Consider the following 23,866-nt stretch of genomic DNA (forward strand, 5'->3'; position numbering starts at 1 on the left):
TTATTGTTTTCGCCCCCAATAAGTAGCTAAGACCATCCCAGAAAAAACATCCCAAACTCCCCAAAAAGCAGCTAATAAAGCCATACCACCTAAACCATTAAAAAAACCAAAGATAAGTAATAGGCCTAAGCCGCTGTTTTGTATACCAGTCTCCATAGAAATTGTTTTGCAATCTTGTTTGTTTAAACCAAATATTTTAGCTGTTGCATAGCCTATTATATAAGCAAAAACATTGTGAAAAATTACTAAGAAAAAAACCAAGTGAATGTAGTTTTTAAAAACATGAACATTATCATATAAGGCAATAATAATTAAAACTAAAAAGACCATAATTGAAAATGGACGTATGACTTTATTAATCTTTTCTGCCATATTTGGATGATAATGATTTACGAGCATACCACAAATAAGAGGGATTCCTAAGATTAGTAATACTAGTTTAAACAATTCATATGGGTTTAATTCTACAGTCTTTAAGATAGCGTTTGTAGGTTCGTGTAAGCTTCCCCAAAACTGCAAGTTAAAAGGTGTCATAACAATACATATAATTGTAGCAAAAGCAGTTAAACTAACAGATAAAGCGGCATTCCCACCTGCCATTTTACTGTAAAAGTTAGAAACATTACCCCCTGGACATGCTGCTACCATCATCATACCTAAAGCAAAACTTGGATGTGGTTTTATTAACAAAATAGCGAAAAATGTTAGAGAAGGAAGTAGAATAAATTGTGATAACATACCAATAAATAATATCCTGGGGTTTTTAAGTAATCTTTTAAAATCATCAATTTTAATACCTAAGGCAACCCCAAACATAATTATAGCAAGAGCAATATTAAGCATCCAAAGAGCTTCTGTATCAAAGTTGATTTTTATATCGTCTATTTGTAAATTTAGATTAGTTTTTAAAAGCATATTCAATTATGTTAGCTCCCATTTTTAAGGCTTTCTCTCTTACGTCTTTTGGGTCGTTATGAACTTCTGCGTCTTCCCACCCATCACTTAAATCACTTTCATAATCATAGAAAATGATTAGTCGATTTTCATAAAAAAGCCCAAACCCTTGGGGTGATTTTTTATCGTGCTCATGAATTTTAGGTAATCCATTAACAAATGAAAAAGTTTGATGATATATAGGATGGTTTTTAGGGATTTCTCTAAATTCTAAATCTGGAAAAACCTTTTTAATTTCTCTTCTCACATATTTGTCTAATCCGTAATTATCTGAAATATGTAAAAAGCCACCAGATATTAAATACCTTTTTAAATTTTTAATATCATCTTCCGAAAAGAAAATATTTCCATGTCCGGTTATAAATAGTATAGGGTAGTTAAAAATGTCCTCATCATTTGGTATAACAGTGGCGATATTCTTATCGATTGAAGTTCTACAGTTTTGATTGGTAAAATCTATAAGGTTAGGTAAAGCAGTTGGATTTGCATACCAATCTCCACCACCATTATATTTCAAAATAGCAATTTGCTGAGCACTGACTAAATTAAATATTAGCAGAAAAAAAAGAGATAAGAATTTGTTCATTGCATTTATGAATAATTAGCAATATACTAAATGAAAATAACAAGAGCATCATAAGAATAATGATGCTCTTGTTTCTTAAAAATAATTACAAATTTGCTTATGATATTTTATGTTACATAAAAAGGTGTTTTTTAAGGATTAAACTCTTTGGTGATCCACTCTCCGCAACCACACCTGTTGTGTCTTCTAAATTGTATGATAAAAGGAGCAGAATAAAGAAATTTAATTAAATATGCACTGTGGGTAAAAGGGAAGTCTGGTTTTATATTTGTGAAACACATATTGTAAAAATTAGTGAATGTTAAAGAACCATAATCTGGATAGCTATTATTTTGTGTAATTTGAGCACTTGGTATATTCCATTCCCATGTTTCCCCTTCGGCATATTCTGATGAAGGAATAAAAAAACTATACCATCCAAGGCCCAAAATTCCAGAAACATCTCTTACTTTTACATCAAAACCAAAAGGTATTTGTGAACCAGGAATTTCTAATATTCTAATATATTTGTTTATCACTTTAGTAATGCCAAAAAGAGTTACCGTTGCGGTGATAACTCCACTGCCAGAATCAGGGCCTATAAACATAACTTTAATATTGTCATGATGATTTTCAACAATTTGTAAATTAGGTGTAACACTCCATTCAATCTCGGTATTTTTACATTTCGGAGTATAAGAATAAGAACCAGTTTCAACAAAACAAAGCTTTTCAGGACCTCGTATTTCTTTTGAGAATAAATCGTCTTCTACAACATTACTAGGTAATTGTTCATTACCTTCTATTTCTTGGGTTAACCAATCTACATTTTGTTGTGTTAAAAATATGTGTTCTTGGTTTTCTTGAGGAGCAAAATAACTATCAAAAGGTGTTTCTCCTGTACAAACTCTATTTTCATTCCCTATATTTTCATCTAAAACATTACTTCCTGTGTAAGCTAAAGAACTTTTAGTGGGGATGAAGCTATGAGTTGGGTCTATTAAATTTGATTTCAAATCATGAAATGTCCAATTTAATAAATACCAAGTAAAATCAGTTCCAGGATTAGTTGTTTCATCTACAAGTAATTGCTGAGCATTAAAATAACCCCCAGGAGCTATATCATAACTACCTTTGGTTTTAGGCTTGGATTTATAATTAGTTCTAGTTGTCCACCATTCCCACCATAAAAATTTACCTCTAATACCCCCATCAAAAACAAAAGTTTCACTATTGCCAGATTTTTGGTTTGTGGTATGATAAAATTTAGCTAAAAATCTATCGGCAAAAACACTAATAATTCCTCCTATTGGTCCAAAATGTCTTAAATCATCATCAATCTCTAAATATTTAGAAGAAGAAGTACCGTTTAAAACACCACTCATACTCCCATTAATCAATGCTATTTTTCTTAAGTTTGTTGGTATCCCTAAAGTTTCTAAACTGTTTTGAAAGCGATTTCTAAAATTAGGAGCACCAACAGGAAAACTTGTATTATTGGTATAATGATTTACTAACATTTGTTTGGGTGCTGGCTTATTTAATTCTTCATTAATAAATTCTTTTGCGCTTTCATTACCTAACGTTTCAGCAAAATATTGTATCCCTTTTTGTACACCAATAGGTATGTTTGCTCCTTGATGTGGGCTATCAAAACTTACCCATAAACGCGTGTTATGGTTCCATTTTTCTTCGCCAGTTTCAGCGTATTTTTTCTCCATATATGCAAGTGCATACCGACTTATTAACCCTCCCATGCTAGGGCCAATGACTACTGCTTCTTCATTACCTTGTTGTATACTTTTTATATGGCGTAATAAACTTATAAAAGTATAAGCATTACGCTCTATATAATCACCACCTCCATCAATAGTTTTACTACCTCGCTTATATACTGGGTGATTAACAATTATAACATCGTAACCTTTTAAGTTTAATTCTTTTACTAAATCAACATTATTGTTACTATTATCCTTATAACTCATTAATTGATAAATACTTTGGTTTTTATCAGGATCAAAATCTATATAGTCTTCTGCATCTATTTTTCTCGCATCATTTGGGTCGTAACCATCAATAATATATAAAGGTTTGTCTATTATTTCATTGTTATCATTATAATAAATTCTGTATTCATTTTTACCACGATAGGCTTGGTTCTCATCATAGCCTTGAAAAAGTAAATCGTTGTGTGCTTCAATAGAATCTAAATTAGAAACTAATCCACGTTGTGCATAGGTAATGGGTTTTATAATTTTTATAGTTGCATAAGTAGTTTTTGTGGTATTATCACTGTAAGTAACTACAAAACGGAGTGTTTGTAGCGCAGTACTAGGGTATGTGGTAGAAAAATTTGTAGTTACTAAGTTATAATTACTTACCAGATTAAATGAGGTATTATTGGTGTAGAGTTGTAAGGTTTTTATTCGTTTACCATGTTTATACAGCTTAAATAGATTATCTGTAGTAAATGTAATAGCGTTTCCAGATACTTTGGCTACCAAAGGAGCTATAATGGTGGTTTGTTTTTTAATAAACGGATTTTTATTAGGTTTGTTGGCAAACAACCCAGTAGTTGGGTTAAAATCTACCGTTGCGTTTTGTTCGGTAGTACCAAAATTACATTGGTGAAATTCGGTATTGATAATACCAATGGGTACTACATTTTTTGCATAATTTTTATTTTTTAATTGTTGTTTAAAGTTTTCTACAGTAGCAAAATTTTTAATGTATGAAGCTCTGTATAACTCGCTCCAAGCTTGTTTAAAATGGGCTACATTAGAGGTGTCTTTTTGTGTGTTTTGATTAAAAATTTGTAAACTTGCTACAGGAAATACTCTGTCTACTAAAATATTAGAAGTTATAGGAGTTTTATCAAGGTTTTTAATCCGTTCGTCTATCTCTGTGGTAAAGTTTCCATTGGTTAATTGTGCTTGTACTTGCATTGATATTATCAATGTAAGTACCCAAAATGTAATTTTCTTCATAACTTTGTAAGGTTAAATGTTAATAAAATTGTGTTATTAAGTTTAATAATTTTTGGACGGTTGTTGGTAGCAACCGTCTTTTTTTAATTGTTTACTGTATTTAAATTGATGTCAAATCTTCCCTTAGTTATTTGAATAATATCATTTGAATCGTCAATATTTACTAAAGTTATATTGTCAAATACCCCAGATATTATATTATTCGAACTATCAAATTGAGTAATATTTACAATGCCACTATCAGTGGTAGATATGTACTTTTTATTACCATTATTTTTATCAAATGTTCTACACCATAAGTGAGAATAATTTGGTTCAAAATAAAAATCCTCAAACCTTCACTTAATCCTAATGTGAAATTTCCGGCAGATGTTAAGTCATAAATATAGATATATATACTGCCATTTGAATTAGTATTGCTATAATTGTTTACATCAATTATTAAATTATTATTGCTTTTATGGTATACTTCTAAACCTTTTGCATTAGGGACACCATTACTATTTTTTGGTATTAATACTTCTCCATTAATAATACACCCAAAGGTATTGGCTCCTGTTTGGGTAATGTGGGGTAATTGGTCTTGAACAATTGGGTCATCGTTATTAGAGCAATTAAAAAAGGTGATTGCTGCTAATAATAGAACTGTTTTTAAGGTTGGTGTTTTCATAATTATAGAGGTTTAAGGTTTTGTTTTTCTTCTTTTTGGAAAAATTTCTATTAAGTTCGTAATTACCTCTGTAAATCAATATATTAAAAATATACCAAGCAAGAAGTATATCTTGATATTTATGAATATCAGGCAGTTTTTTATGAATATTCGTTACTAATTTTAAAAAGTTATTGGCGTAATCTTCTTTCTTAGTTATTCACAGTGTTTAAATTGACATCAAATCTTCCATTTGTAATTCTTACAGTTTTTGTAGGGTCATTGCTATCAAAAACAGTTAATTCAAATGTGCCTGATACTATCTGATTATCATTATCTAATCGTGTTATAGTTATGGTGCCTGAATTAGTATTAGACAAATACCTATTTTCATCGTTTATAGCGTCAGAAATTCCTACCCAACAATGAGGGTATTCAGGTTCAAATGTAGATGTAGGTTGAGAAGAACTTAAACCAAAAGAGTAAGTTCCAGTAGAGGTTAAATTATATATATATATATATATATATATATATATTATCTCCCCTAGAGTCTCTAAAATTTCCTGCGTCTATTTCAAAATTTTTATTTTGAAAATAATAAGCACTTAATCCTTTTCGAGGGCCTCCACGCCCTCCTAAACTCCCCCTTGCACCTTTAGGTGTTAAAACTTCGCCATTAATAACACAACCAAAAGTATTAGCACCGGTTTGGGTAATAGGTGGTAATTCGTTTAATGGGTCATCGTTATTAGAGCAATTAAAAAATGTGACTACTGCTAATAGTAGGGCGGTTTTTAAAAATAATGTTTTCATAATTATAGAGGTTTTATATTAATAAAGTGTTATTGCATTTAATGTTTTTAGACAGTTGTTAGTAGCAACCGTCTTTTTATATTGTAGACCAGTTAATATCAAATCTACCATCGGTTATTTCAATTGTATTGTTAGGATCATTTTCTTCAAAAGTTGTTAATTCGAAAGTTCCTGAAATTATAAAGTTTATTGGATCAAAACGAGTTATGATGATAGTTCCTGAATTGATGTTTGATAAATACTTTTTTCCGCCTGTTGTGGTATCAAAAGTTCTCGTCCAGCAATGATTAAAATCGGGTTCAAAAGTTGAAATACTTTGCCCAGTACTTAAGCCAAAAGAATATGTTCCTATTGAAGTTAAATTATATATATATATATATATACTGTCTCCGTTATCATCTTTAAAGTTTCCAACATCGAAAACTATATTATTATTGGAATAATGAGCCACAAATAAACCTTTAGCTTGAGGAACTCCTCTACCATCTTTAGGGGTTAATATTTCGCCATTAATAATACACCCAAAAGTATTCGCTCCAGTTTGAGTAATGGGTGGAAGTTGGTCTTGTGGATCGTCGTTGTTGGAGCAGTTAAAAAATGTGACTACTGCTAATAGTAGGGCGGTTTTTAAAAATAATGTTTTCATAATTATAGAGGTTTAAGGTTTTGTAGGTTAAAGTTAACTAGAATTAAAAAATTAAAGTCCTAAATCGTCCAATTTGGATGAATCTGGATATATTTACATAAAAAACTAATAATTAGTGTGTTATAGGTGTTTTAGAATAGGTGTATTCTTTTTAAGATAAAAGTGTGTGAATGTTTTTTACTAATCAAGCAATATTAAAAGGTACTGATTAAGGGCGTTTTAGGATTAACTTTAATGCAAATAAAAAACACCACTACTTTAGTAATGGTGTTTTTATCTTCCCCTTTTTCACACTGAGATAACGAGGGCTACCCCAATAAGTATTGTTAGAATTCATTACTTTTTATAAAATTAAAACCCCTTCAGCTATTTTAATTAATAATAATAAAAAATTCTACTCAAATATAATATTTAGAATATAAAGAGAGTCCTAAAACGTCCAATTTGGACGTTTTAGGACAAGTTTTATATTATGTAAACGTTAAGAATTATTTTTTGGATTCTTTATATCGTAAAGGCGTACAGCCTACATGTTTTTTAAAAACGTTATAAAAAGTTGATTTTGAGTTGAAACCAGATTCTAATCCAATAGAAACTATAGTATAGTTGTTGTATTTAGGATCTACCAGTAATTTTTTTGCCTGATTAATTCTCATTTCATTAATATAATCAACAAAGCTTTTATTTGCATTGTTGTTTATAATGGCAGACAAAGTACTAAGACCAATACCTAAATCTTGAGATACGTTTTGTAATGTGTATTTTGGGCATAAATATTTTTTATTTTCATTTATAAAATTATCTATTTTTATAAACTGTTCATCAGAAACATCATTAATTGAAGTAGGGATTTCAAGAGTATTAGTCTCTTCTGTGTTTTCAATCTCTATATTCTCACGAATTTGTTTTCGCTCTTTAAAAATTCTCAAATGCCTTATTCCTTGATAGCCTAGTAAGAAAATAATAATAGTTGTAAAGATTCTTAGAGGATAGTAGGAAAATAAAAAACCCGTAAAGTTTAGAGAAAACTTTACGATTAGAGCTAGTATCCAGAATACATAAACAAAGACTAATAATTTAAAGAAAGTATAAACCCATTTCAAATTATCGTAAGATAATATTTTAAGGAAAAGTTTTTCCTTTTTGTATAGAATGTAAAAAGAATAAGTAAAAATACTTACAGAAGTTATAAAACTTAGTACTTCTTCTATAGAAGTGTATTTTTCGTACATTAAATCTAATTCTTCATGCGTGCCTTTGTCTTTAAAATATAATACAAAACCTATTTGTAAAACACAAGCAAGTAAAAAAAGAGGTATAATAACCTTTAATATTTTTATGCTTTTTTTTGCAATATCTACATAATGTACGAGAAACATATAAAAAAAAGGAGCGCTCAAAAAGTGCCAAGGAAGTTGTAAATAATCTAAGATAAATTTATGCTGAAATAAATAATTGGCAAGAGCCCAAGATTGAAAATTATTTAATGAAATAGATAATATCATCAGGTATAAATACCTCATACTTTTATCTTTTCCATTCTTTGAAAAAAACATAATGATGCTAAAGGCAAAACCATGAATAGCACTAACAATTAAAAAAAGGTTAAAAAAATCTGAAGTATTCAATTTTTGGGGAATTTTACTTCCAAAATACTAAAAAAAACGAATTATTGATGTAAAAATGAAACATTTTGTACAGCCACTAAACCAGCAGTTTCTGTACGTAATCTACTTTTCCCTAAAGTTATGGGTATGAAATTTTTATCTATGGATTTTTGAATTTCTTCTAGTGAAAAATCACCTTCGGGACCTATTAATATGGTGATTTTTGAGTTTTGTTTTACAACTTCTTTTAAGAATTTTTTGTCAGATGGTTCGCAATGTGCAATAAAAACATCATCATCAAAGTTCAGTTTTGCAAACTCAGAAAATTTTATAGGTTCATTTAATATGGGTAATGTAAACTTTAAAGATTGTTTCATGGCAGATTGAGTAATTTTCTCTAACCTTTCCATTTTTAATACTTTTCTTTCTGAATTTTGACAGATAATAGGCGTTATTTCATCAATGCCAATTTCAGTAGCTTTTTCTAAAAACCATTCTAATCGATCGTTATTTTTGGTTGGAGCAATTGCGATGTGCAAATAATAATCCCAGCCTTTTAATTTTTCTTCAGATTTAATAATAGAAGCGATACATTTTTTGTCACTGGCTATATTAATTTCCGCAGAAAATAAAAATCCTTTACCGTTTGTAATATGTAATATATCTCCTTCTTTTTTACGTAAAACTTTTACGATATGGCGACTTTCATCTTTATTAAAAACGATTTGTTGTGTATGGTTATCTATGTTAGGATTATAAAAAAGTTGCATTGTATTATATGTCTAATCTGTAAGTTCTTCTCCTTTTATAAATAATTGGGTTAAAATTCTCCCAAATTTTACGAATCGCTTCGTTTTCTTCTAATTCGGGCGTGCGAATACAATTCTTAATTCCTTTTTCAGAAAACGTTTTATAAAATTCTTCAAAAATAACTGCTGTTACACCTTTATTCTGATAATCGGGATGTACACCAATTAAGTAAAATGTAACATCTTTGGCATTCTTTCTTGCCTTCAGTAAATGAAAAATACCAAAAGGAAATAGTTTACCATTTGCTTTTTGTAATGCTTCAGAAAAAGAAGGCATTACGATTGCAAAAGCAACTAGTTTTTCATGTTCATCTACTACAAATTTAATGTATTCAGGATTGATAAAACTAATATACTTCTTTTTAAAATGCTGAATTTGAGCATCTGAAATCGGAACAAATGTTGATAGTTTCGAGTAGGTTTTACTAAACAAATCAAACATTTCATCAACATATGGCATAATGTTTTTAGTTGATGAAAAATTAAGTGGTTTTAACTTAAATCTTTTTTTAATGATGTTTGAAATTCTTGAGTAGTATACACCATCAACATTTTTAAAATCGAATTTATTTTCGAGGTATTCTTTCTCCTTTTTAAAGCCTAATTGCTCTAAATGATCTTTGTAATACGGATGATTGTACCAAGTAATCATCGTGCCAATATGATCAAAACCATCAATAAGAACACCTGTTTTATCGAGGTTGTTAAAGCCTACAGGTCCTTCTATATATTCTAAATTGTTTTGAAGACCAATTTCCTTCACTTTACTAAGCAAAGCTTTTGTAACTTCTATATCGTCAATAACATCAAACCAACCAAAACGCATTTTTTTAATGCCTTGCTTTTCTACTTCATGATTATTGATGATTGCTATAATTCGCCCAACAATTTCCTCTTCTTTTTTAGCAATAAAAAAACGAGCATCAGCATGTTCAAAAACAGGGTTTTTAGTTTTATCAAAGCTTTCTATTTCGTCTTTAATAATAGGAGGAACCCAGTATTTATTGTTTTTGTATAATGAAAAAGGAAATGTAACAAATTGTTTCATTTCCTTTTTAGATTGTATTTCTTTTAGTTGAATCATAAGACAAAAGTATAATTTCTATCCGTCATTCTTTTTATTATTTTCTTGTTTCTTTTTTTCTTCCTCTTGCTTTTTCTTTTCTTCTTGATATTTTTTATCTAGCTCATCTTGTTTAGCTTTCTCTTCTTCCTCTTTTAGCTCTTTTTCTAATTTCTTAATATCCTTTTCGAGTTTTTCTTGCTCTTTCTTTTTATTTTTTTCTTCTTTTATTTTTTCTTTTTCCAATTTACGAAGCGCCTTTTCTTCTGCTTTTGATTTCTTTTTAGCAGCTTTTTTCTCTGCTTTAGACACTTTCTTTTTATCTTTTTTATCTGCTTTAGTAATATCATCTAAAATAGATTTTTGACGTTTTCTTCCTCTGCCTGTTTCCTTTCCATCTTCTGGTTGAGGTTTAGAAATATCTAAATCAACTTTAGGATTTGGTTTGTCTTTTTTCTTAAAGACACCACCAATTTTATCAAATAATCTTCCAAAGAAACCTTTGTTATATGTTTTCTTTTCTATTGATTCTACTTTATTACCAAATTCATCTAGTTCGATAAACTTATCTTTATGATTATCTATTCTATAAGAAACACCTATACTCGTGTACATCCCAACAGTTTCTTCTTGTAAAGTGGCTTTTAATGAAGCATTAATTTGTAAGTTGTTGCTAAATAAGTAAGCAGCTCCTAATCCTAAATTACTTTGTTTTTCAACTTCGTTAAATAGAGCTTGATATTCGACAAATCCAGACCAATAATCATTAAAATTGTAAGTTTCTGTTAATATAAAAGACCATTCTGGTAAATAACCACCGATATAATTATAATAAATATTAGTAACCAAGTTCAGTTTGTTAGAAAACTCGTTTTGTAATAAAATTCCTATTTTTGGTGTAATTCCTCCACGTTCATGGTAATCAGATAAGATACTTCCAAAATTAACACCTGCATAGGCAGAAACATGAGGTATCCATCGTTTAAAATCAAAAGAATGTCTTTTTTTCCAGCTTCTAATCTCTTTTGACTTTTTATCGTATTTAGGTCTGAAAACTAAATATTTTGCACCTAAGGTAAGTTGTGATAAACCTGTTTTGTTATAAGAAGATTCAAAAACGTTTTTAAAAGCTAATTTATCGTTTTGTAAAGCAGTTGTAAGACTTAATTCAAGTTTTTCGGTAAATAATCCTGTTCTAATATGAAGGTTTAACCCTAACGCTTGTGGATTACTAAAAGTTGGAATAGCATCTGCTTTTCTAAAAAACAAACTTGATTCAAATTGATATACATTTTGCCCAACACTATATGGACTTTCAGAAAAACCTGGTCTATTTGAGTTGATAACTTCTGTATATTGTGCAGAAGCACAAACTGAAATCAATAAGAAAAAAGATACAAAAAGCCTTTTAATCATACTAAAAACATAACAATTTAGGGATATTACAAACATACAGTAAAAAAATTAATCATCCATACAAGATTACCAAACTATTAACGTATCAATTTAGTTCAAATTGTTATTTTTGATTGTTTTTAAGAAGAAGATTATTTTTATGACAGAGATACACCAAGCAGGACCTATGAATTTTATTAAAACAATCCTTATAATCCTTATAATTTACTACGCTTTTAAATTTTTTGCTAAGTTATTTGCGCCTTATTTAATGAAAAAGATGGCAGATAAAATGCAGCAAAAAGCAGAACAGCAATTTGGTAAGTCAAAACAAGAATCAAAAGTAAAAGAAGGCGAAACAGTTATTGATAAAAAGCCACAAAACGACAAAAAAAGTAACGACTCAGTTGGAGAGTATGTGGATTTTGAAGAAATAGACTAACTATGAATTTTAAAAATATTTTTCCTTATGCAATTACGGTATTTGTATTTGTAATTGCATCCTTATTGTATTTTAATCCAGTTTTAAGCGGAAAACAAATTAAGCAAAGTGATATCACACAATTTTCTGGAATGGCTAAAGAAATTGTTGATTACAGAGCTGAAAAAGGAGAGGAGCCTTATTGGTTAGGAAATGCGTTTAGCGGAATGCCAGCGTATCAGGTAAGTACATATTTTCCGAATGATTTTATGTTATATGTTGATAAAGTGTTGCGTTTTTTACCACGACCTGCAGATTATCTTTTTTTATATTTTCTTGGATTTTTTCTTTTACTCAATGCTTTAAAGGTTGATTGGAAATTAGCCATTATCGGTAGTTTGTCTTTTGGATTTTCAACATATCTAATCATTATTTTTGGAGCAGGTCATAATGCAAAAGCACATGCAATTGCGTATATGCCTATGGTAATAGCAGGAGTTTTATATGTTTTTCAAAAAAGATACTTACTCGGTTTTGTAGTTACTGCACTCGCGATGGCTTTAGAAATTTACACCAATCATCCGCAGATGACCTATTATCTCGGGTTTTGTTTATTGATTTTAGGAGTTGTTGAGTTTATAGAAGCCTTTAAATCGAAAAAATTACCAACGTTTGGAAAGCAAACAGCTGTTTTAATTGGGGCGATGGTTATTGGAATTGGAGTAAACGCGACTCGGCTACTATCAATGAAAGAATATTCTGAATTCAGTACAAGAGGAAAATCAGAATTAACAATTAATCCAGATGGAAGTCCAAAAGAAGTGAGTTCTGGTTTAGATAAAAGTTATATTACCGAGTACAGCTATGGAATTTGGGAAACTTTTAATCTAATAATTCCTCGTTTTATGGGTGGAGGAACTGTAGAAAAGCTAGATGAAAATTCAGATTTTTACCAAGTTTTAGAGCAAAATGCTGGTAAAAGTGTGGCGAAAGATTATTCGAGTCAAGTGTTAACTTATTGGGGGAAACAACCAATCGTTGAAGCACCTGCATACATCGGCGCAATTTTATTTTTCTTATTCTTTTTAGGAATCTTCTTAGTAAAAGGGAAGCTAAAGTACTGGTTGGTCTCAGCAACTATTTTTTCTATTGTTCTGAGTTGGGGAAAGAATTTTTCAGGGATTACTAATTTTTTTATTGATTTTGTTCCGTTATACAACAAGTTTAGAGCGGTATCTTCAATCCAAGTTATAGCAGAATTATGTGTTCCGTTGCTGGGTATTTTAGCTTTAAGAAATTTTTTCTCATCAGAAATCTCATCTGAAGAAAAAGAAAATGCACTTAAAAAAGCATTTTACACAATGGGAGGAATCACCTTGTTTTTTACCTTATTCGGATCAAGTTTATTTGCTTTTGAAGGAATTAGAGATGCGCAATACCAGCAATTGCCAGTATTAATTGATGCGTTAATTGCTGATAGAAAATCAATGTTGTTTTATGACAGTTTACGTTCGTTTATATTGATTTTAATTTCAGGCGGATTGTTATGGTTTTTCTTGAATAAAAAGATAAAACAGGCACCTGTTTTAGTAGCTCTTGCCGCTTTAATTTTGTTTGATTTAGTTTCTGTAGATATGAAGTACGTAAATAAAGAAGATTTTACATCAGCCAGAAAAGTACAAAAACCATTTACAGCAAATGCAGCCGATAAAGAAATTTTAGAAGATACTTCATATTATCGTGTTGGTAATTTCAGTACAGATCCGATGCAAGATGGACGAACTTCTTATTTTCATAAATCTATAGGAGGCTATCATGCAGCTAAAATGAAACGTTATCAAGAATTGTTTGATTACCAAATAGCTAAGAATAATATGGAAGTGTTAAATATGCTAAACACTAAATATATAATTGTAGGAGAAGATAAAGTGCAAACGAATTTAGAGGCCAATGGAAATGCATGGTTTGTAAAGCAATTACATGTTGTAAATTCTGCGAACGAAGAAATGAAAGCTTTGGATAGTTTGGATACTAAAAATGAAGTTGTAGTTGAAAATCAAGAGTTAAATAAAATTTATAATTCAGATTATAAAACATCATTTGATAAAGATTCCACAGCAACTATAGGGCTAACAAAATATGATGTTAACAAATTAGTTTATGAGAGTAATTCTCAAAAAAAGCAATTTGCAGTCTTTTCCGAGATTTATTATAAAGATGGATGGAACGCTTATGTAGATGGAAGATTAAAACCACATTATAGAGTAAATTATGTTTTACGCGGAATGGAAATTCCTGCAGGAAAACATAAAATAGAATTTAAATTTGAACCAAAAGTTATCCAGAAAGGAAAAACTATATCATTAATTTCTTATGTATTGTTATTATTAATTCCTGTTGGGTGGTTTTTCTTTGAAAAGAAGAAAAAATAATGTATAATTATTCTTCAAGAGTTTTTAAAAATACAGAAGGTGTAATACCTAGATGTTTTTTAAAAGCTCTTGTAAAGGCAGAAGCATTACTATATCCAATTTCTTCAGCTAAACTTTGTATAGAGTATTTACGGAAGGTTTTGTCTGTTTTTAACTTGTTAACCAAGTAATTTATTTTTCTTTTGGTATAGTATTGTTTAAAAGTCTCTCCTTTGTTTTTATTGAAAATAAAAGAAATATAAGTTGAGTTTGTATTTAACTTTTCAGCAATTGAATTAATTGAAAAATCAGAATTTAAAAATTCTAAATTTTTATCCATCTCTTTAATTTTTGAGATAATTTCTTTTTCAAAATTTACGTCAATATTATATTCTACTTTTGCTTGATTATTTGTGTTCTCTGTTAAGTTTTTAATAGTTTTATTTCCTCTTTTTATGTAGAAGTAGTAGTATAGAAAAGATAGACTCAAAGCTGAAAATAAAGAAATAAAAATTATTAAAATGATTTTACTTTTTGATTCTTGTTCTGTAATTAAATGATTTAATTTTTTTGCCTTTTCAAAGTCGTTATTGTAAAGTAATTGGTAAGTTTTTTCTTTATGCTCTTTAGCTATGTTAAATTCATTTATAGTTAGTTTAGAATATTTATAAGCACTGTCAAGCTTTCTTAAATTGTAATATTGATTAGAAAGAATGTCATAAACGGTTATAAGTGTACTGCGTTTACATTTTTCTTTCAACAGTTTATTTGCATAATAAATAGCGGAATCGACTTTGTTTAAATTATGAAAACAAATCATTTTTTCTAAATATTCATGATGATGATAGTTATATCCATTACTAATATTCGGGTAATTATTTATTAACTCAAGAGCTTTTTTATACTCTTTTTTTGCAACCAAAACTTCGGTTTTTCTAAAGTTATATATGATTTCAGAATCTTTATGTAGTGGGTTTAATTGCTTAACTGTTTCATAAGCTTTGTCATAATATATTTGAGCAGAGTCTAATAAACTCTGATTATTTTTTTTACTGCTCAAAGCCATGTAAGTTGTACCTACTGAATTTAAAATATGAGCTTTTTGTATCTTGAGATTATCATTAGTGATAGCATTATTTATATAGGTTTCACTATTAATTTCAGAAATAAGGGCTAATAATATTTCTTTAGATTCTTCTTCCATTCTTAGCTCTTTTTTTATAAGAGCTTTTTCCATTTCTGTAGAAATTCGATGAGTTAATTGTACTCTTTTATTTACTAAGGAACTTTTATTAATTGCGCTCTTTTGTAATAAGTACTCGTATGCTTGTGTGTAGTTTTCTCTGTTTTTACTAATCCAAAATAACCTGTTAATAGCGCTCATTTTTTGTATAATAATACAGGAATCTTTAGGTTTTTTAATTAATATTTTCTCAATTTCATTTAATGTTATATTCGCATATTTTTCTGCTTTATCATAATTTTTATTACAGTAATGGAAATAAGCCTCAGAATTGAAACCTTCAATTTTATTACAATCAATTTTTGAGTTTTGTAGTTTTTTTGCATAAAAACCAAAACTATCATTATCAATATTTCTATAGCTTGCTAGTTTTTCTAAGTAAAAAGATTCATTTTTAGGTAAATTCTGCGAACTTAAATTATAAAAAAACAGTAAAAAAGGAAGAAGTGTAATAAAAATGTAATTGGGCCTCATTGTTTGATTTAAAGCGTCTTAAGAAAAATATTTTATAAAAAGTATGTTTAATTATGTTAAGAATAAAGCACATTTTATAAAAAGAGCAATATAGTTTTTTTATTAGACTTTTTAAGGCAATATATTTGCTGTATAAATAGTGTATGAAAAAGATGAAGGGCGCTATGAAAAGGGATTAGTTTCGAATATATCCCCAATCAAATAAGTAAAAAGGAAGCTGACGGGCTTCCTTTTTATTTTAATAAATTAAATATGTAAATTTGGTTTTAAATTTACATTATACTTGAAAGAAATAATCCTTTTTATTTATCCTCAAAAATCATCTTTTATTAATTCTGATATTGAATTTTTGTCTAAAAAATACAATGTTAAAACTCAAGATTTATTATGGAATAAAGCTTCGATACTTCCATTAAATTTAATCACACAATTTTTCTTCTTAATAAGAAACATTCAAAGTTCAAAAGTAATAGTTATAAGTTTTGCAGGGTATTTTTCATTATTACCTGTGCTTTTTGGTAAGCTATTAAGAAAGAAAACACTACTTATTTTAAACGGAACTGATTGTGTTTTGTTTCCAGAATATAATTATGGAAGTTTAAGAAAACCTTTATTGCTTTTTTTTGTAAAAAAGTCTCAACAATATGCTACAAAACTACTCCCAGTTGATGCTTCGTTAATAGAGCAAGTTCATACTTTTGATGAAACTATTTTCATAAAAAATCAAGGATTTAAGGCTCATTTTCCCAAGTTGAAAACACCAATTAAAGTAATTCCAAACGGATTTGACACTGATTTTTGGACATATAATACTCAGTTTATAAAGCGTAAAGAATTTATAACAGTTGTTTCAGCTAGTAAAAAATCTACTGCTATTTTTAAAGGAATTGATTTGATTGTTAATGTAGCAAAGCAATTCCCAAATAAAATTTTTACAATTGTTGGTTTATCTGAAGAAGTTCAACAAGAATTTAAAGTTGGTAAAAATGTAATCTTTTATTCGTTTGTTAAAAAAGAAGTTTTAAAACAATTTTATCAAGAGCATCAATTTTATTTGCAATTATCTGTTAACGAAGGGTTTGGTTGCGCATTGTCTGAAGCAATGTTGTGTGGTTGTATTCCTATAGTGTCAAATGCTGGAGCTTTACCTAATGTAATAGGAAAAACAGGATTTATCATAGAAAAGAGAGGTGTTGATATTGTAAAAAAAATGATTGAAAAAATTTTATTTTTAACTGAAGAAGAAAGAATAGAGAAAGGAATAAAAGCTCGTTTTCAAATAGAAAATAATTTCTCTATTTCTAACAGAGAAAAGTTACTTTTACAAGAAATAGAATCTTAATTTGAAAGTTTTAATCATAACATATTATTGGCCACCAGCCGGCGGTTCAGGTGTACAACGTTGGTTAAAGTTTGTGAAATATTTACCACAATTTGGTATTACTCCTGTGGTATATGTGCCTAAAAATGCAGATTATCCTACAATTGATGAAAAACTGTTAGAAGAAATACCTGATGTAAAAGTCTTAAAACAACCAGTTTTTAATCCTCAAGATATATTTCCAAATAAAAAAAATAAAAAAACTGGAGTAGCAAATATTAGTAAAGGAGGATTTTTATCGTGGATTCGTGGTAACTTTTTTATACCCGATCCAAAAATATTTTGGGTAAAGCCATCGGTAAAATATCTTAAAAAATATATTTCAGAAAATGAAATTGATTTAATTATTTCATCAGGACCACCACATAGTATGCATCTAATTGCTGAAAAATTAAAAGTAAAAACAAATATAAAATGGATAGCTGATTTTCGTGATCCTTGGACAACATTGTATTATGCTGAGGACTTTAATTTGAGTAATTTTGCTAAACAAAAAAATGAAAAATTAGAGCAAAAAATACTGCAAAATGCTGATATAGTTTTAACTGTAAGCAATACATTAAAAGAAGAATTTTTAGAAAAAACGGATAATGTAGAAGTAATAACGAATGGTTTTGATGATGAAGTTTTCGTTGAAGATAATAGTACTTTAGATAAAAAGTTCTCAATTTCTCATATTGGATTGTTGCCTAAGCAAAGTAATCCAAAGATACTTTGGGAAGTATTAAGTGAAATTGCTGAAGAAAACATCGAGTTTAAAAATGATTTAGAGATAAGCTTAACAGGTAATGTTTGTGATGAAGCGATTATTTCTATCAAAAAGAATAGATTAGAGGATAATTTAAAACTAAATGGATACGTTTCTCATAATGAATCTATTGAGTTGCAGAAAATGTCGCAAATTTTGTTGCTTTTAATACCAAATACTAAAAATTCTAAAGGAATTTTAACAGGGAAATTATTTGAATATTTAACTGCAAAACGTCCTATTTTAGCAATTGGCCCTGAAGATGGAGATTTGGCAACTATTTTAGCTGAAACAAATTCAGGTACGATTACTAGTTTTGAAAATAAAATGAAACTAAAAGAACAAATTTTAAAATTATACGATGATTTTTCAAGTCGAGTTTTATCAATCCAATCAAATAATATCGAACAATTTCATCGCAAGAATTTAACTGAAAAGTTAGCAAAAATTATTAAAAATTTAATCCAACAATAATTGGGAATTATATTTAAACAATCATTTAAAAACACACTAATTATCTATTTAGGATTTTTAGTGGGCGGTATAAATACCATCTTTTTTTACCCACGTATTTTAGAATCAGAATTTTACGGGTTAGTTACTTTTTTATTGAGTTATTCTAACTTAATAATGCCTCTTACGGCATTTGGAGTGCAGTATACTATTATTAAATTCTTTTCTTCTTACACATCAAAAGAGCAAAAAGATCGTTTTTTAACTTTAGCATTAATGTTGCCTTTATTATTTGCGATACCCATAGGTTTCTTTTGGAATTATATTCATGAATGGATTATGACTCAAGTTACAGAAGAAAATAAACAAATTGAGGATTACACAATTATTATTTATATCATAGCTGTTTGTTGCGCATATTTTGAAGTTTTTTATTCTTGGTCTAAGGTATACTTACAAACTGTTTTTGGTAATGTATTAAAAGAATTTTGGAACCGTGCAGCTGTCATGATTTTGTTAATAGCTGTTTTCTTTGGATGGATTACTAAATCTGGATTTATTTATGTGTTAACAGCAACTTATGTTCTTCGTACCTTGGTAATGATGTTTTATGCTTTTAAGGTGTATTTACCTACTTTCAGTTTTAAGTTGCCAGATAATTATATGGAAATTATAAAATATTCAGGTTATATTATTTTAGCAGGAAGTGCTGGTGCCATTATTTTGGATATCGATAAAGTAATGATTCCCGGAAAAGAGACTATTCAAGCAGCAGCATATTATACAGTAGCAGTTTTTATAGGTTCTTTTATTGAAGCACCAGGTAGAGCGATGGCACAAATTTTACAACCATTAACTTCACAGTCATTAAATGAAAGTAATAATAAAGAAGTAGAAAATTTGTATAAAAAAAGTTCTATTAATTTATTGTTGGTAAGTGGATTGTTTTTTTTGTTGATAAATTGTAGTGTTAATGAATTATTTAAAATAATGCCAGAAAAAGGATATGCAGGTGGTGGATTGGTAGTGTTAATGATTTCTGCAGTAAAACTATACACTATGTTTTTAGGAAATAACACCACGATGATTAATAATTCAGAGCATTACCGTATAACATTGCCAATAGGTGTGGGTATGGCAGCTTCAGTTTACCTTTTAAATAAGTTTTTTTATTTTTATTTAGAGATGGGTACAGATGGTTTGGCTTTAGCTACGTTAGTTACAGTTTTTGTTTTTAATACCTATAAATTATGGTATGTAAAACAAAAATTTGGAATGACACCTTTTACAAACAAAACATGGCAAATGTTTTTAATAATATTTGTATTGTTATGTGCTTTTTATTTTTGGAACTTTTCTACTCCAGAATTTTATTTTTGGAAGACTCCTATACATCCGTTAGTAAATATTATTTTAAAAAGCATTTTAATAGTTGCTATTTATTTGTTCTTAATTATTAAGTTGGATATTTCTGTTCAAGTTAACGCGCTGGTAGGTAGGTTTATAACTCTTAAAAAATAAAAAGACTTGCTATGCTTATAACAAGTCTTTTTAAAAAAGAGGGTGAGATAAGATTTTATGGGGATTATCTCGTATTCCAAAGTAACAATATTTTAATGTTTTTAAAATTAACATATGTTTATAATTGGTTTTTTATTCAGAAAACATTTTCTTTCGAATACGACTTAACTGAACAGGAGTAATATTTAAGTAATTAGCAATTTGATATTGAGGTAGTAAATTATCTATATTCGGAATATCCTCCTTTAATATTAAGTACCTTTGAGAAGCATTCAATAAAGACAATTCATCTATTTTCTTTTCAGATCTTAAATACACTTGTTCTAACACATTATTGTACATTAAAGAAAGTTCTAAATTTTTATTAGCGAGCTTTCGAAACTTATAAAAGTCTCCTTCAACAATTTCACAATCTATTAAACAGGCATATCTTGCATTAGAACCTTTCTTTTTTATTAAAGCGGATAATGAGCCTAAACTTTTGTTTGGTGTATATAAAGTCCTAATAAATTCATTTCCTTCATCGTTTTTGATAAAACTTCCAACTAGTCCTGATTTTAAAATGTAAAATTTAGAGGTAGGTTTACCATAATCTAAAATAATATCCCCTTTGGAATATTTTTTATACCCCATTAATGTTTTAAATAAAGCTATAGATTTATCAGAAATATCACTTAAATTATTTTTAAGAAATGTTTCAGTTATATTGTCCATTAGTAATTAGTTATTTGAAAAAAGACAATAAATATACTTAAAAATTTAAGGAAACAGTTTCCAAAATTGAAGAAGTATTACCGCCTTCCATAAAAAGTAAATCTAGAATAGATAAATTAGGAATAAAACCATGTTTATCGTCAAACATTTGTATGTATGAAGGGATGTTAATTGAAACTCCGTTTTTAGCTATAGCCAAATTTCTATAATCTTGCATGTTTGGCGTTAACTCGTAGGTGTTTGTTTTATTAAAATTTTGAGTTAGCTGTAAAGCGTCTGTTATAAACAGGTGAGTATCGATATTTACATCAACAAGATATTTATATTTTTTTTTAAAAATAATGGCTAAATCATCTTCAAAAAATTCAAAATAAGGAGAAGATCTATAAGCAGTTTGTAATGATTTAAAATGTTGGTTTTGCCAAGGAAAATCATTTTCAACCAAAGTGTCCTTTGTTTTTTTTCTACCTTCTGATGTATTGTGTTTTACAGGAATATTTATTAATTGTTTACCATTTGCTCCGTAGATATAACATCTGTTTCTATAGGTTTGTTTTTGAAAATTATCCTCAACTTCAAAAATAACTTCTTCAGAATTAAGTATCGCTACATATTGCGAAATAGGAGCGAAGTATGTGGGTATAAAAAGTGCCAAATGCTAAGCTTTTTTCTTTTTAGGTTTAAAAATACTGAACAAAATACCAGCTATAACTACGATAGCAATCCAGAAATAAGATTTTGATTTGCCGTTGCTAACAGTAGTAAACATTCTGTCCCAACGAATAGAACGCGTTTGTGCATCCCAGCTAAACCAAACCATAATAGGTTTACCGACTACATGGTCAAAAGGTACATAACCCCAAGCTCTAGCATCTAAAGAGTTTTGACGGTTGTCTCCCATCATCCAAAAATAATCTTGCTTAAAAGTGTAGGTATTTGTTTTTTTTCCGTTGATATAAATATCATCATTAAAAATAGTCAAATCATTATTTTCGTATCTACGGATGATTTGTTCGTAAAAAAGAATGCTATTAGCATTTAATTCAACTGTAGCTCCTTTCTTGGGAATAAAAATTGGACCAAAATTGTCTACAGACCAAGGATATTTTGGATTGTGAGGAAACACTTGAGAATCATATTCTCCTGAGGGTTTAATATATTTTTCAACGCTTTTTACGATAGGGTTTTTAGCTATTAATGAAGCCTCTTCATCTGTTAAATTTAATAAATACCTCCCATCATTTAGTAATTGTCCTTCACGAATGTTATATCTATTTAAAGCACCTTGAGTAAATCGTTTACCATTTGTATCAACAAAATGCATCCATTGAGGTTTTGCACTTTCTGGTAAAATAGTTCTTTTTCCATTGATAAAAACATAACCGTTACGTACTTCTAAAGTATCTCCTGCAACACCTACACAACGTTTTACATAATTTGTTTTTTTGTCGATAGGTTTGTAGGTAAATTTTCCAGAGTTATCACCCCACATGTAATTCGTGCTATCTGCTGGCCAACTAAATACCACAATGTCGTTGCGTTTTATTTTTTGTAATCCAGGTAAACGCATGTACGGCAAAGATAATTTATTTTTCAAAGAATTTCGGTAGGTTTCTTCTTTACTGTCAGATAAGTAAGATTTAATACCTAAACCAGGAATGCTATCATGAACCATAGGTGCTGAAACTGTCGTTATCGGCACACGTGCTCCGTAATGAAATTTACTTACGAATAAATAATCACCAATTAATAATGTTTTTTCTAAGGAAGAAGTTGGAATAGTATAAGGCTGAATAAAATAGGTATGTACTAAGGTCGCAGCAATTATAGCGAAAGCAATAGAACTCACCCATTCCCCAAATCCTGTTTTAGGTTTTAAACTTCTATTTTCAATATGTGTTGCATCCGTGGCATAGTTGATATAAAATATGTAAAGACCAAGTGTAAAAACAGCTAACAAAGTATCTTTTGTACTATTAAATCCAAAACTCCTACATGTTTCTATCCAAATAATAGGGAACATCAATAAATTTACTATAGGTATAAATAGCAAAACAACCCACCATTTTGGTCTATTAATAATACCCATTAATATAATTGCATTATATACAGGTATAGCAGCTTCCCAAGATTGTCTTCCTGCTTTTACATATAATTTCCAAGTTCCTAAAAAGTGTATTACTTGAATTATCAAGAATAAAATTAACCATCCAGTTAATGACATATTTTTTATTTTTAGATTATTATCATTTTATATTAGATAATAAGTTAGTAACAAAAAGAGTTATTTGTTACTGTTTGTTTTTATTTTAACCAATGTTTAACACATCTTTCATTGTGTAAACGCCTGTTTTATTTACCAACCATTCAGCTGCAATAACTGCGCCAAGAGCAAAACCTTGCCTGTTATGTGCGGTATGTTTAATCTCTATTGTGTCAACTTCAGACACATATGTAATTGTATGTGTACCGGGAACATTTGGAGTTCTAATAGCAGTAATTGGTATAATTTCTTCGGAAATTTCTCCGTTTAATACCCAATCTTTTTTATCAGAGTTTTCTATAATTCCTTCTGCTAAGGTAATTGCTGTACCACTTGGTGCATCTAATTTTTTGGTGTGATGAATCTCTTCAATATTAGTGTTATATTGTTTTAAAGAATTCATCATTTTAGCTAGTTGCTTATTCAATTCAAAAAAAATATTTACTCCCAAGCTAAAATTTGAAGCGTAAATAAAAGCACCATTTTTCTGCTTACATAAAGAAACGATGTCATCATATCTTTCTAACCAACCTGTAGTACCAGAAATTACAGGGATTTTATTGTTGATGCAGTTAGAAATGTTGTTATAAGCAGATGTTGGCACACTAAAATCAATAGCTACATCAGCTTTTGAAATATCATAATTTTCTTTCCCTGAGGTTTTTATCACAATTTCATGGCCACGTTGTAAAGCAATTTGTTCAATTTCTTTACCCATTCTACCATAACCAAGTAAGGCAATTTTCATT

The 23,866-nt window shown here is 28.9% G+C and carries 21 protein-coding genes; 5 read left to right on the top strand and 16 right to left on the bottom strand.

Translation table 11 applies throughout. From position 1 onward, the window contains the following. From C7447_RS13915 to C7447_RS13960, 11 genes are all read right to left on the bottom strand, one after another. Nucleotides 1-915, bottom strand: coding sequence for a bile acid:sodium symporter family protein (locus C7447_RS13915; RefSeq protein ID WP_148871127.1), 915 nt, complete (start codon nt 913-915; stop codon nt 1-3). Next, a complete protein-coding gene (locus tag C7447_RS13920; RefSeq protein WP_148871128.1) occupies nt 899-1,540 on the bottom strand; it encodes a DUF4159 domain-containing protein in 642 nt (213 codons plus the stop codon). Before C7447_RS13920 ends, C7447_RS13915 begins: the two co-directional genes overlap by 17 nt. A gap of 131 nt (nt 1,541-1,671) precedes the next feature. After that, nucleotides 1,672-4,506 carry an alpha/beta hydrolase gene (locus C7447_RS13925; RefSeq protein ID WP_148871129.1) on the bottom strand — a complete coding sequence of 945 codons (2,835 nt, stop codon included), beginning with the start codon at nt 4,504-4,506 and terminating at the stop codon, nt 1,672-1,674. A 226-nt stretch (nt 4,507-4,732) separates the two neighbouring features. Further along, on the bottom strand, nt 4,733-5,176 hold the full coding sequence (locus tag C7447_RS13930) for a hypothetical protein (protein ID WP_148871130.1): 444 nt from the start codon (nt 5,174-5,176) through the stop codon (nt 4,733-4,735). 191 nt (nt 5,177-5,367) lie between these two features. Beyond that, nucleotides 5,368-5,715: a DUF6252 family protein gene (locus tag C7447_RS15010; RefSeq protein WP_317128815.1), complete on the bottom strand. Its 348-nt coding sequence runs from the start codon at nt 5,713-5,715 to the stop codon at nt 5,368-5,370. Next, nucleotides 5,660-5,968 carry a hypothetical protein gene (locus C7447_RS13935; RefSeq protein WP_148871131.1) on the bottom strand — a complete coding sequence of 103 codons (309 nt, stop codon included), beginning with the start codon at nt 5,966-5,968 and terminating at the stop codon, nt 5,660-5,662. Before C7447_RS13935 ends, C7447_RS15010 begins: the two co-directional genes overlap by 56 nt. 76 nt (nt 5,969-6,044) lie before the next feature. Beyond that, the gene (locus C7447_RS13940; protein WP_148871132.1) at nt 6,045-6,614 is read right to left on the bottom strand and encodes a hypothetical protein; all 570 of its coding nucleotides are present in this window, start codon (nt 6,612-6,614) and stop codon (nt 6,045-6,047) included. Nucleotides 6,615-7,102: 488 nt separating this feature from the next. Then, entirely contained in the window at nt 7,103-8,137 is a 1,035-nt protein-coding gene (locus C7447_RS13945) for a helix-turn-helix domain-containing protein (RefSeq protein WP_148871133.1), read from the bottom strand. A gap of 146 nt (nt 8,138-8,283) precedes the next feature. Further along, entirely contained in the window at nt 8,284-8,991 is a 708-nt protein-coding gene (locus C7447_RS13950; RefSeq protein ID WP_148871134.1) for a 16S rRNA (uracil(1498)-N(3))-methyltransferase, read from the bottom strand. Between the two features lie 4 nt (nt 8,992-8,995). Continuing rightward, nucleotides 8,996-10,114: a GTP cyclohydrolase gene (locus C7447_RS13955; RefSeq protein ID WP_148871135.1), complete on the bottom strand. Its 1,119-nt coding sequence runs from the start codon at nt 10,112-10,114 to the stop codon at nt 8,996-8,998. Nucleotides 10,115-10,132: 18 nt separating this feature from the next. Beyond that, a complete protein-coding gene (locus tag C7447_RS13960) occupies nt 10,133-11,509 on the bottom strand; it encodes a transporter (protein WP_170246052.1) in 1,377 nt (458 codons plus the stop codon). Nucleotides 11,510-11,648: 139 nt separating this feature from the next. Here C7447_RS13960 and C7447_RS13965 point away from each other — a divergent pair, with 139 nt between their 5' ends. Then, the gene (locus C7447_RS13965; RefSeq protein ID WP_246143083.1) at nt 11,649-11,930 is read left to right on the top strand and encodes a DUF4834 family protein; all 282 of its coding nucleotides are present in this window, start codon (nt 11,649-11,651) and stop codon (nt 11,928-11,930) included. Nucleotides 11,931-11,932: 2 nt separating this feature from the next. Further along, nucleotides 11,933-14,341, top strand: coding sequence for a YfhO family protein (locus C7447_RS13970; protein ID WP_148871137.1), 2,409 nt, complete (start codon nt 11,933-11,935; stop codon nt 14,339-14,341). A gap of 7 nt (nt 14,342-14,348) precedes the next feature. Here the strand turns inward: C7447_RS13970 and C7447_RS13975 are convergent, their stop codons facing one another. Continuing rightward, nucleotides 14,349-16,037 carry a helix-turn-helix domain-containing protein gene (locus C7447_RS13975; RefSeq protein WP_148871138.1) on the bottom strand — a complete coding sequence of 563 codons (1,689 nt, stop codon included), beginning with the start codon at nt 16,035-16,037 and terminating at the stop codon, nt 14,349-14,351. A gap of 283 nt (nt 16,038-16,320) precedes the next feature. On the opposite strand from C7447_RS13975, the gene C7447_RS13980 reads away from it, so the two are divergent. From C7447_RS13980 to C7447_RS13990, 3 genes are read left to right on the top strand one after another with little or no spacing between them, the layout of a single operon-like run. Beyond that, nucleotides 16,321-17,379 carry a glycosyltransferase family 4 protein gene (locus C7447_RS13980; protein ID WP_170246053.1) on the top strand — a complete coding sequence of 353 codons (1,059 nt, stop codon included), beginning with the start codon at nt 16,321-16,323 and terminating at the stop codon, nt 17,377-17,379. 1 nt (nt 17,380) lies between these two features. Further along, nucleotides 17,381-18,640, top strand: coding sequence for a glycosyltransferase family 4 protein (locus C7447_RS13985; RefSeq protein ID WP_148871140.1), 1,260 nt, complete (start codon nt 17,381-17,383; stop codon nt 18,638-18,640). Then, complete coding sequence (locus tag C7447_RS13990) at nt 18,641-20,140, top strand: lipopolysaccharide biosynthesis protein (RefSeq protein WP_148871141.1); 1,500 nt, start codon at nt 18,641-18,643, stop codon at nt 20,138-20,140. Nucleotides 20,141-20,272: 132 nt separating this feature from the next. Here the strand turns inward: C7447_RS13990 and C7447_RS13995 are convergent, their stop codons facing one another. The 4 genes from C7447_RS13995 to dapB form a co-directional block, all read right to left on the bottom strand. Then, nucleotides 20,273-20,854, bottom strand: a complete 582-nt coding sequence (locus C7447_RS13995) for a Crp/Fnr family transcriptional regulator (protein WP_148871142.1) — start codon at nt 20,852-20,854, stop codon at nt 20,273-20,275. A gap of 37 nt (nt 20,855-20,891) precedes the next feature. Then, nucleotides 20,892-21,509, bottom strand: a complete 618-nt coding sequence (locus tag C7447_RS14000) for a WbqC family protein (RefSeq protein ID WP_148871143.1) — start codon at nt 21,507-21,509, stop codon at nt 20,892-20,894. A 3-nt stretch (nt 21,510-21,512) separates the two neighbouring features. Next, nucleotides 21,513-23,078, bottom strand: coding sequence for a signal peptidase I (gene lepB, locus C7447_RS14005; RefSeq protein WP_148871144.1), 1,566 nt, complete (start codon nt 23,076-23,078; stop codon nt 21,513-21,515). An 85-nt stretch (nt 23,079-23,163) separates the two neighbouring features. Beyond that, nucleotides 23,164-23,865, bottom strand: coding sequence for a 4-hydroxy-tetrahydrodipicolinate reductase (gene dapB, locus C7447_RS14010; RefSeq protein WP_148871145.1), 702 nt, complete (start codon nt 23,863-23,865; stop codon nt 23,164-23,166). Nucleotide 23,866 lies beyond the last annotated feature (1 nt).

Source organism: Tenacibaculum adriaticum (genome assembly GCF_008124875.1).
In the GTDB taxonomy this organism is placed as follows: domain Bacteria; phylum Bacteroidota; class Bacteroidia; order Flavobacteriales; family Flavobacteriaceae; genus Polaribacter; species Polaribacter adriaticus.

Coding starts and splice junctions, on each gene's coding strand:
- C7447_RS13955 (WP_148871135.1), bottom strand. CDS start 10,114: ATGATTCAACTAAAAGAAATACAATCTAAAAAGGAAATGAAACAATTT.
- dapB (WP_148871145.1), bottom strand. CDS start 23,865: ATGAAAATTGCCTTACTTGGTTATGGTAGAATGGGTAAAGAAATTGAA.
- lepB (WP_148871144.1), bottom strand. CDS start 23,078: ATGTCATTAACTGGATGGTTAATTTTATTCTTGATAATTCAAGTAATA.
- C7447_RS13940 (WP_148871132.1), bottom strand. CDS start 6,614: ATGAAAACATTATTTTTAAAAACCGCCCTACTATTAGCAGTAGTCACA.
- C7447_RS13930 (WP_148871130.1), bottom strand. CDS start 5,176: ATGAAAACACCAACCTTAAAAACAGTTCTATTATTAGCAGCAATCACC.
- C7447_RS13935 (WP_148871131.1), bottom strand. CDS start 5,968: ATGAAAACATTATTTTTAAAAACCGCCCTACTATTAGCAGTAGTCACA.
- C7447_RS13960 (WP_170246052.1), bottom strand. CDS start 11,509: ATGATTAAAAGGCTTTTTGTATCTTTTTTCTTATTGATTTCAGTTTGT.
- C7447_RS13995 (WP_148871142.1), bottom strand. CDS start 20,854: ATGGACAATATAACTGAAACATTTCTTAAAAATAATTTAAGTGATATT.
- C7447_RS13965 (WP_246143083.1), top strand. CDS start 11,649: ATGACAGAGATACACCAAGCAGGACCTATGAATTTTATTAAAACAATC.
- C7447_RS13915 (WP_148871127.1), bottom strand. CDS start 915: ATGCTTTTAAAAACTAATCTAAATTTACAAATAGACGATATAAAAATC.
- C7447_RS13970 (WP_148871137.1), top strand. CDS start 11,933: ATGAATTTTAAAAATATTTTTCCTTATGCAATTACGGTATTTGTATTT.
- C7447_RS13925 (WP_148871129.1), bottom strand. CDS start 4,506: ATGAAGAAAATTACATTTTGGGTACTTACATTGATAATATCAATGCAA.
- C7447_RS13950 (WP_148871134.1), bottom strand. CDS start 8,991: ATGCAACTTTTTTATAATCCTAACATAGATAACCATACACAACAAATC.
- C7447_RS13975 (WP_148871138.1), bottom strand. CDS start 16,037: ATGAGGCCCAATTACATTTTTATTACACTTCTTCCTTTTTTACTGTTT.
- C7447_RS13920 (WP_148871128.1), bottom strand. CDS start 1,540: ATGAACAAATTCTTATCTCTTTTTTTTCTGCTAATATTTAATTTAGTC.
- C7447_RS13945 (WP_148871133.1), bottom strand. CDS start 8,137: ATGAGGTATTTATACCTGATGATATTATCTATTTCATTAAATAATTTT.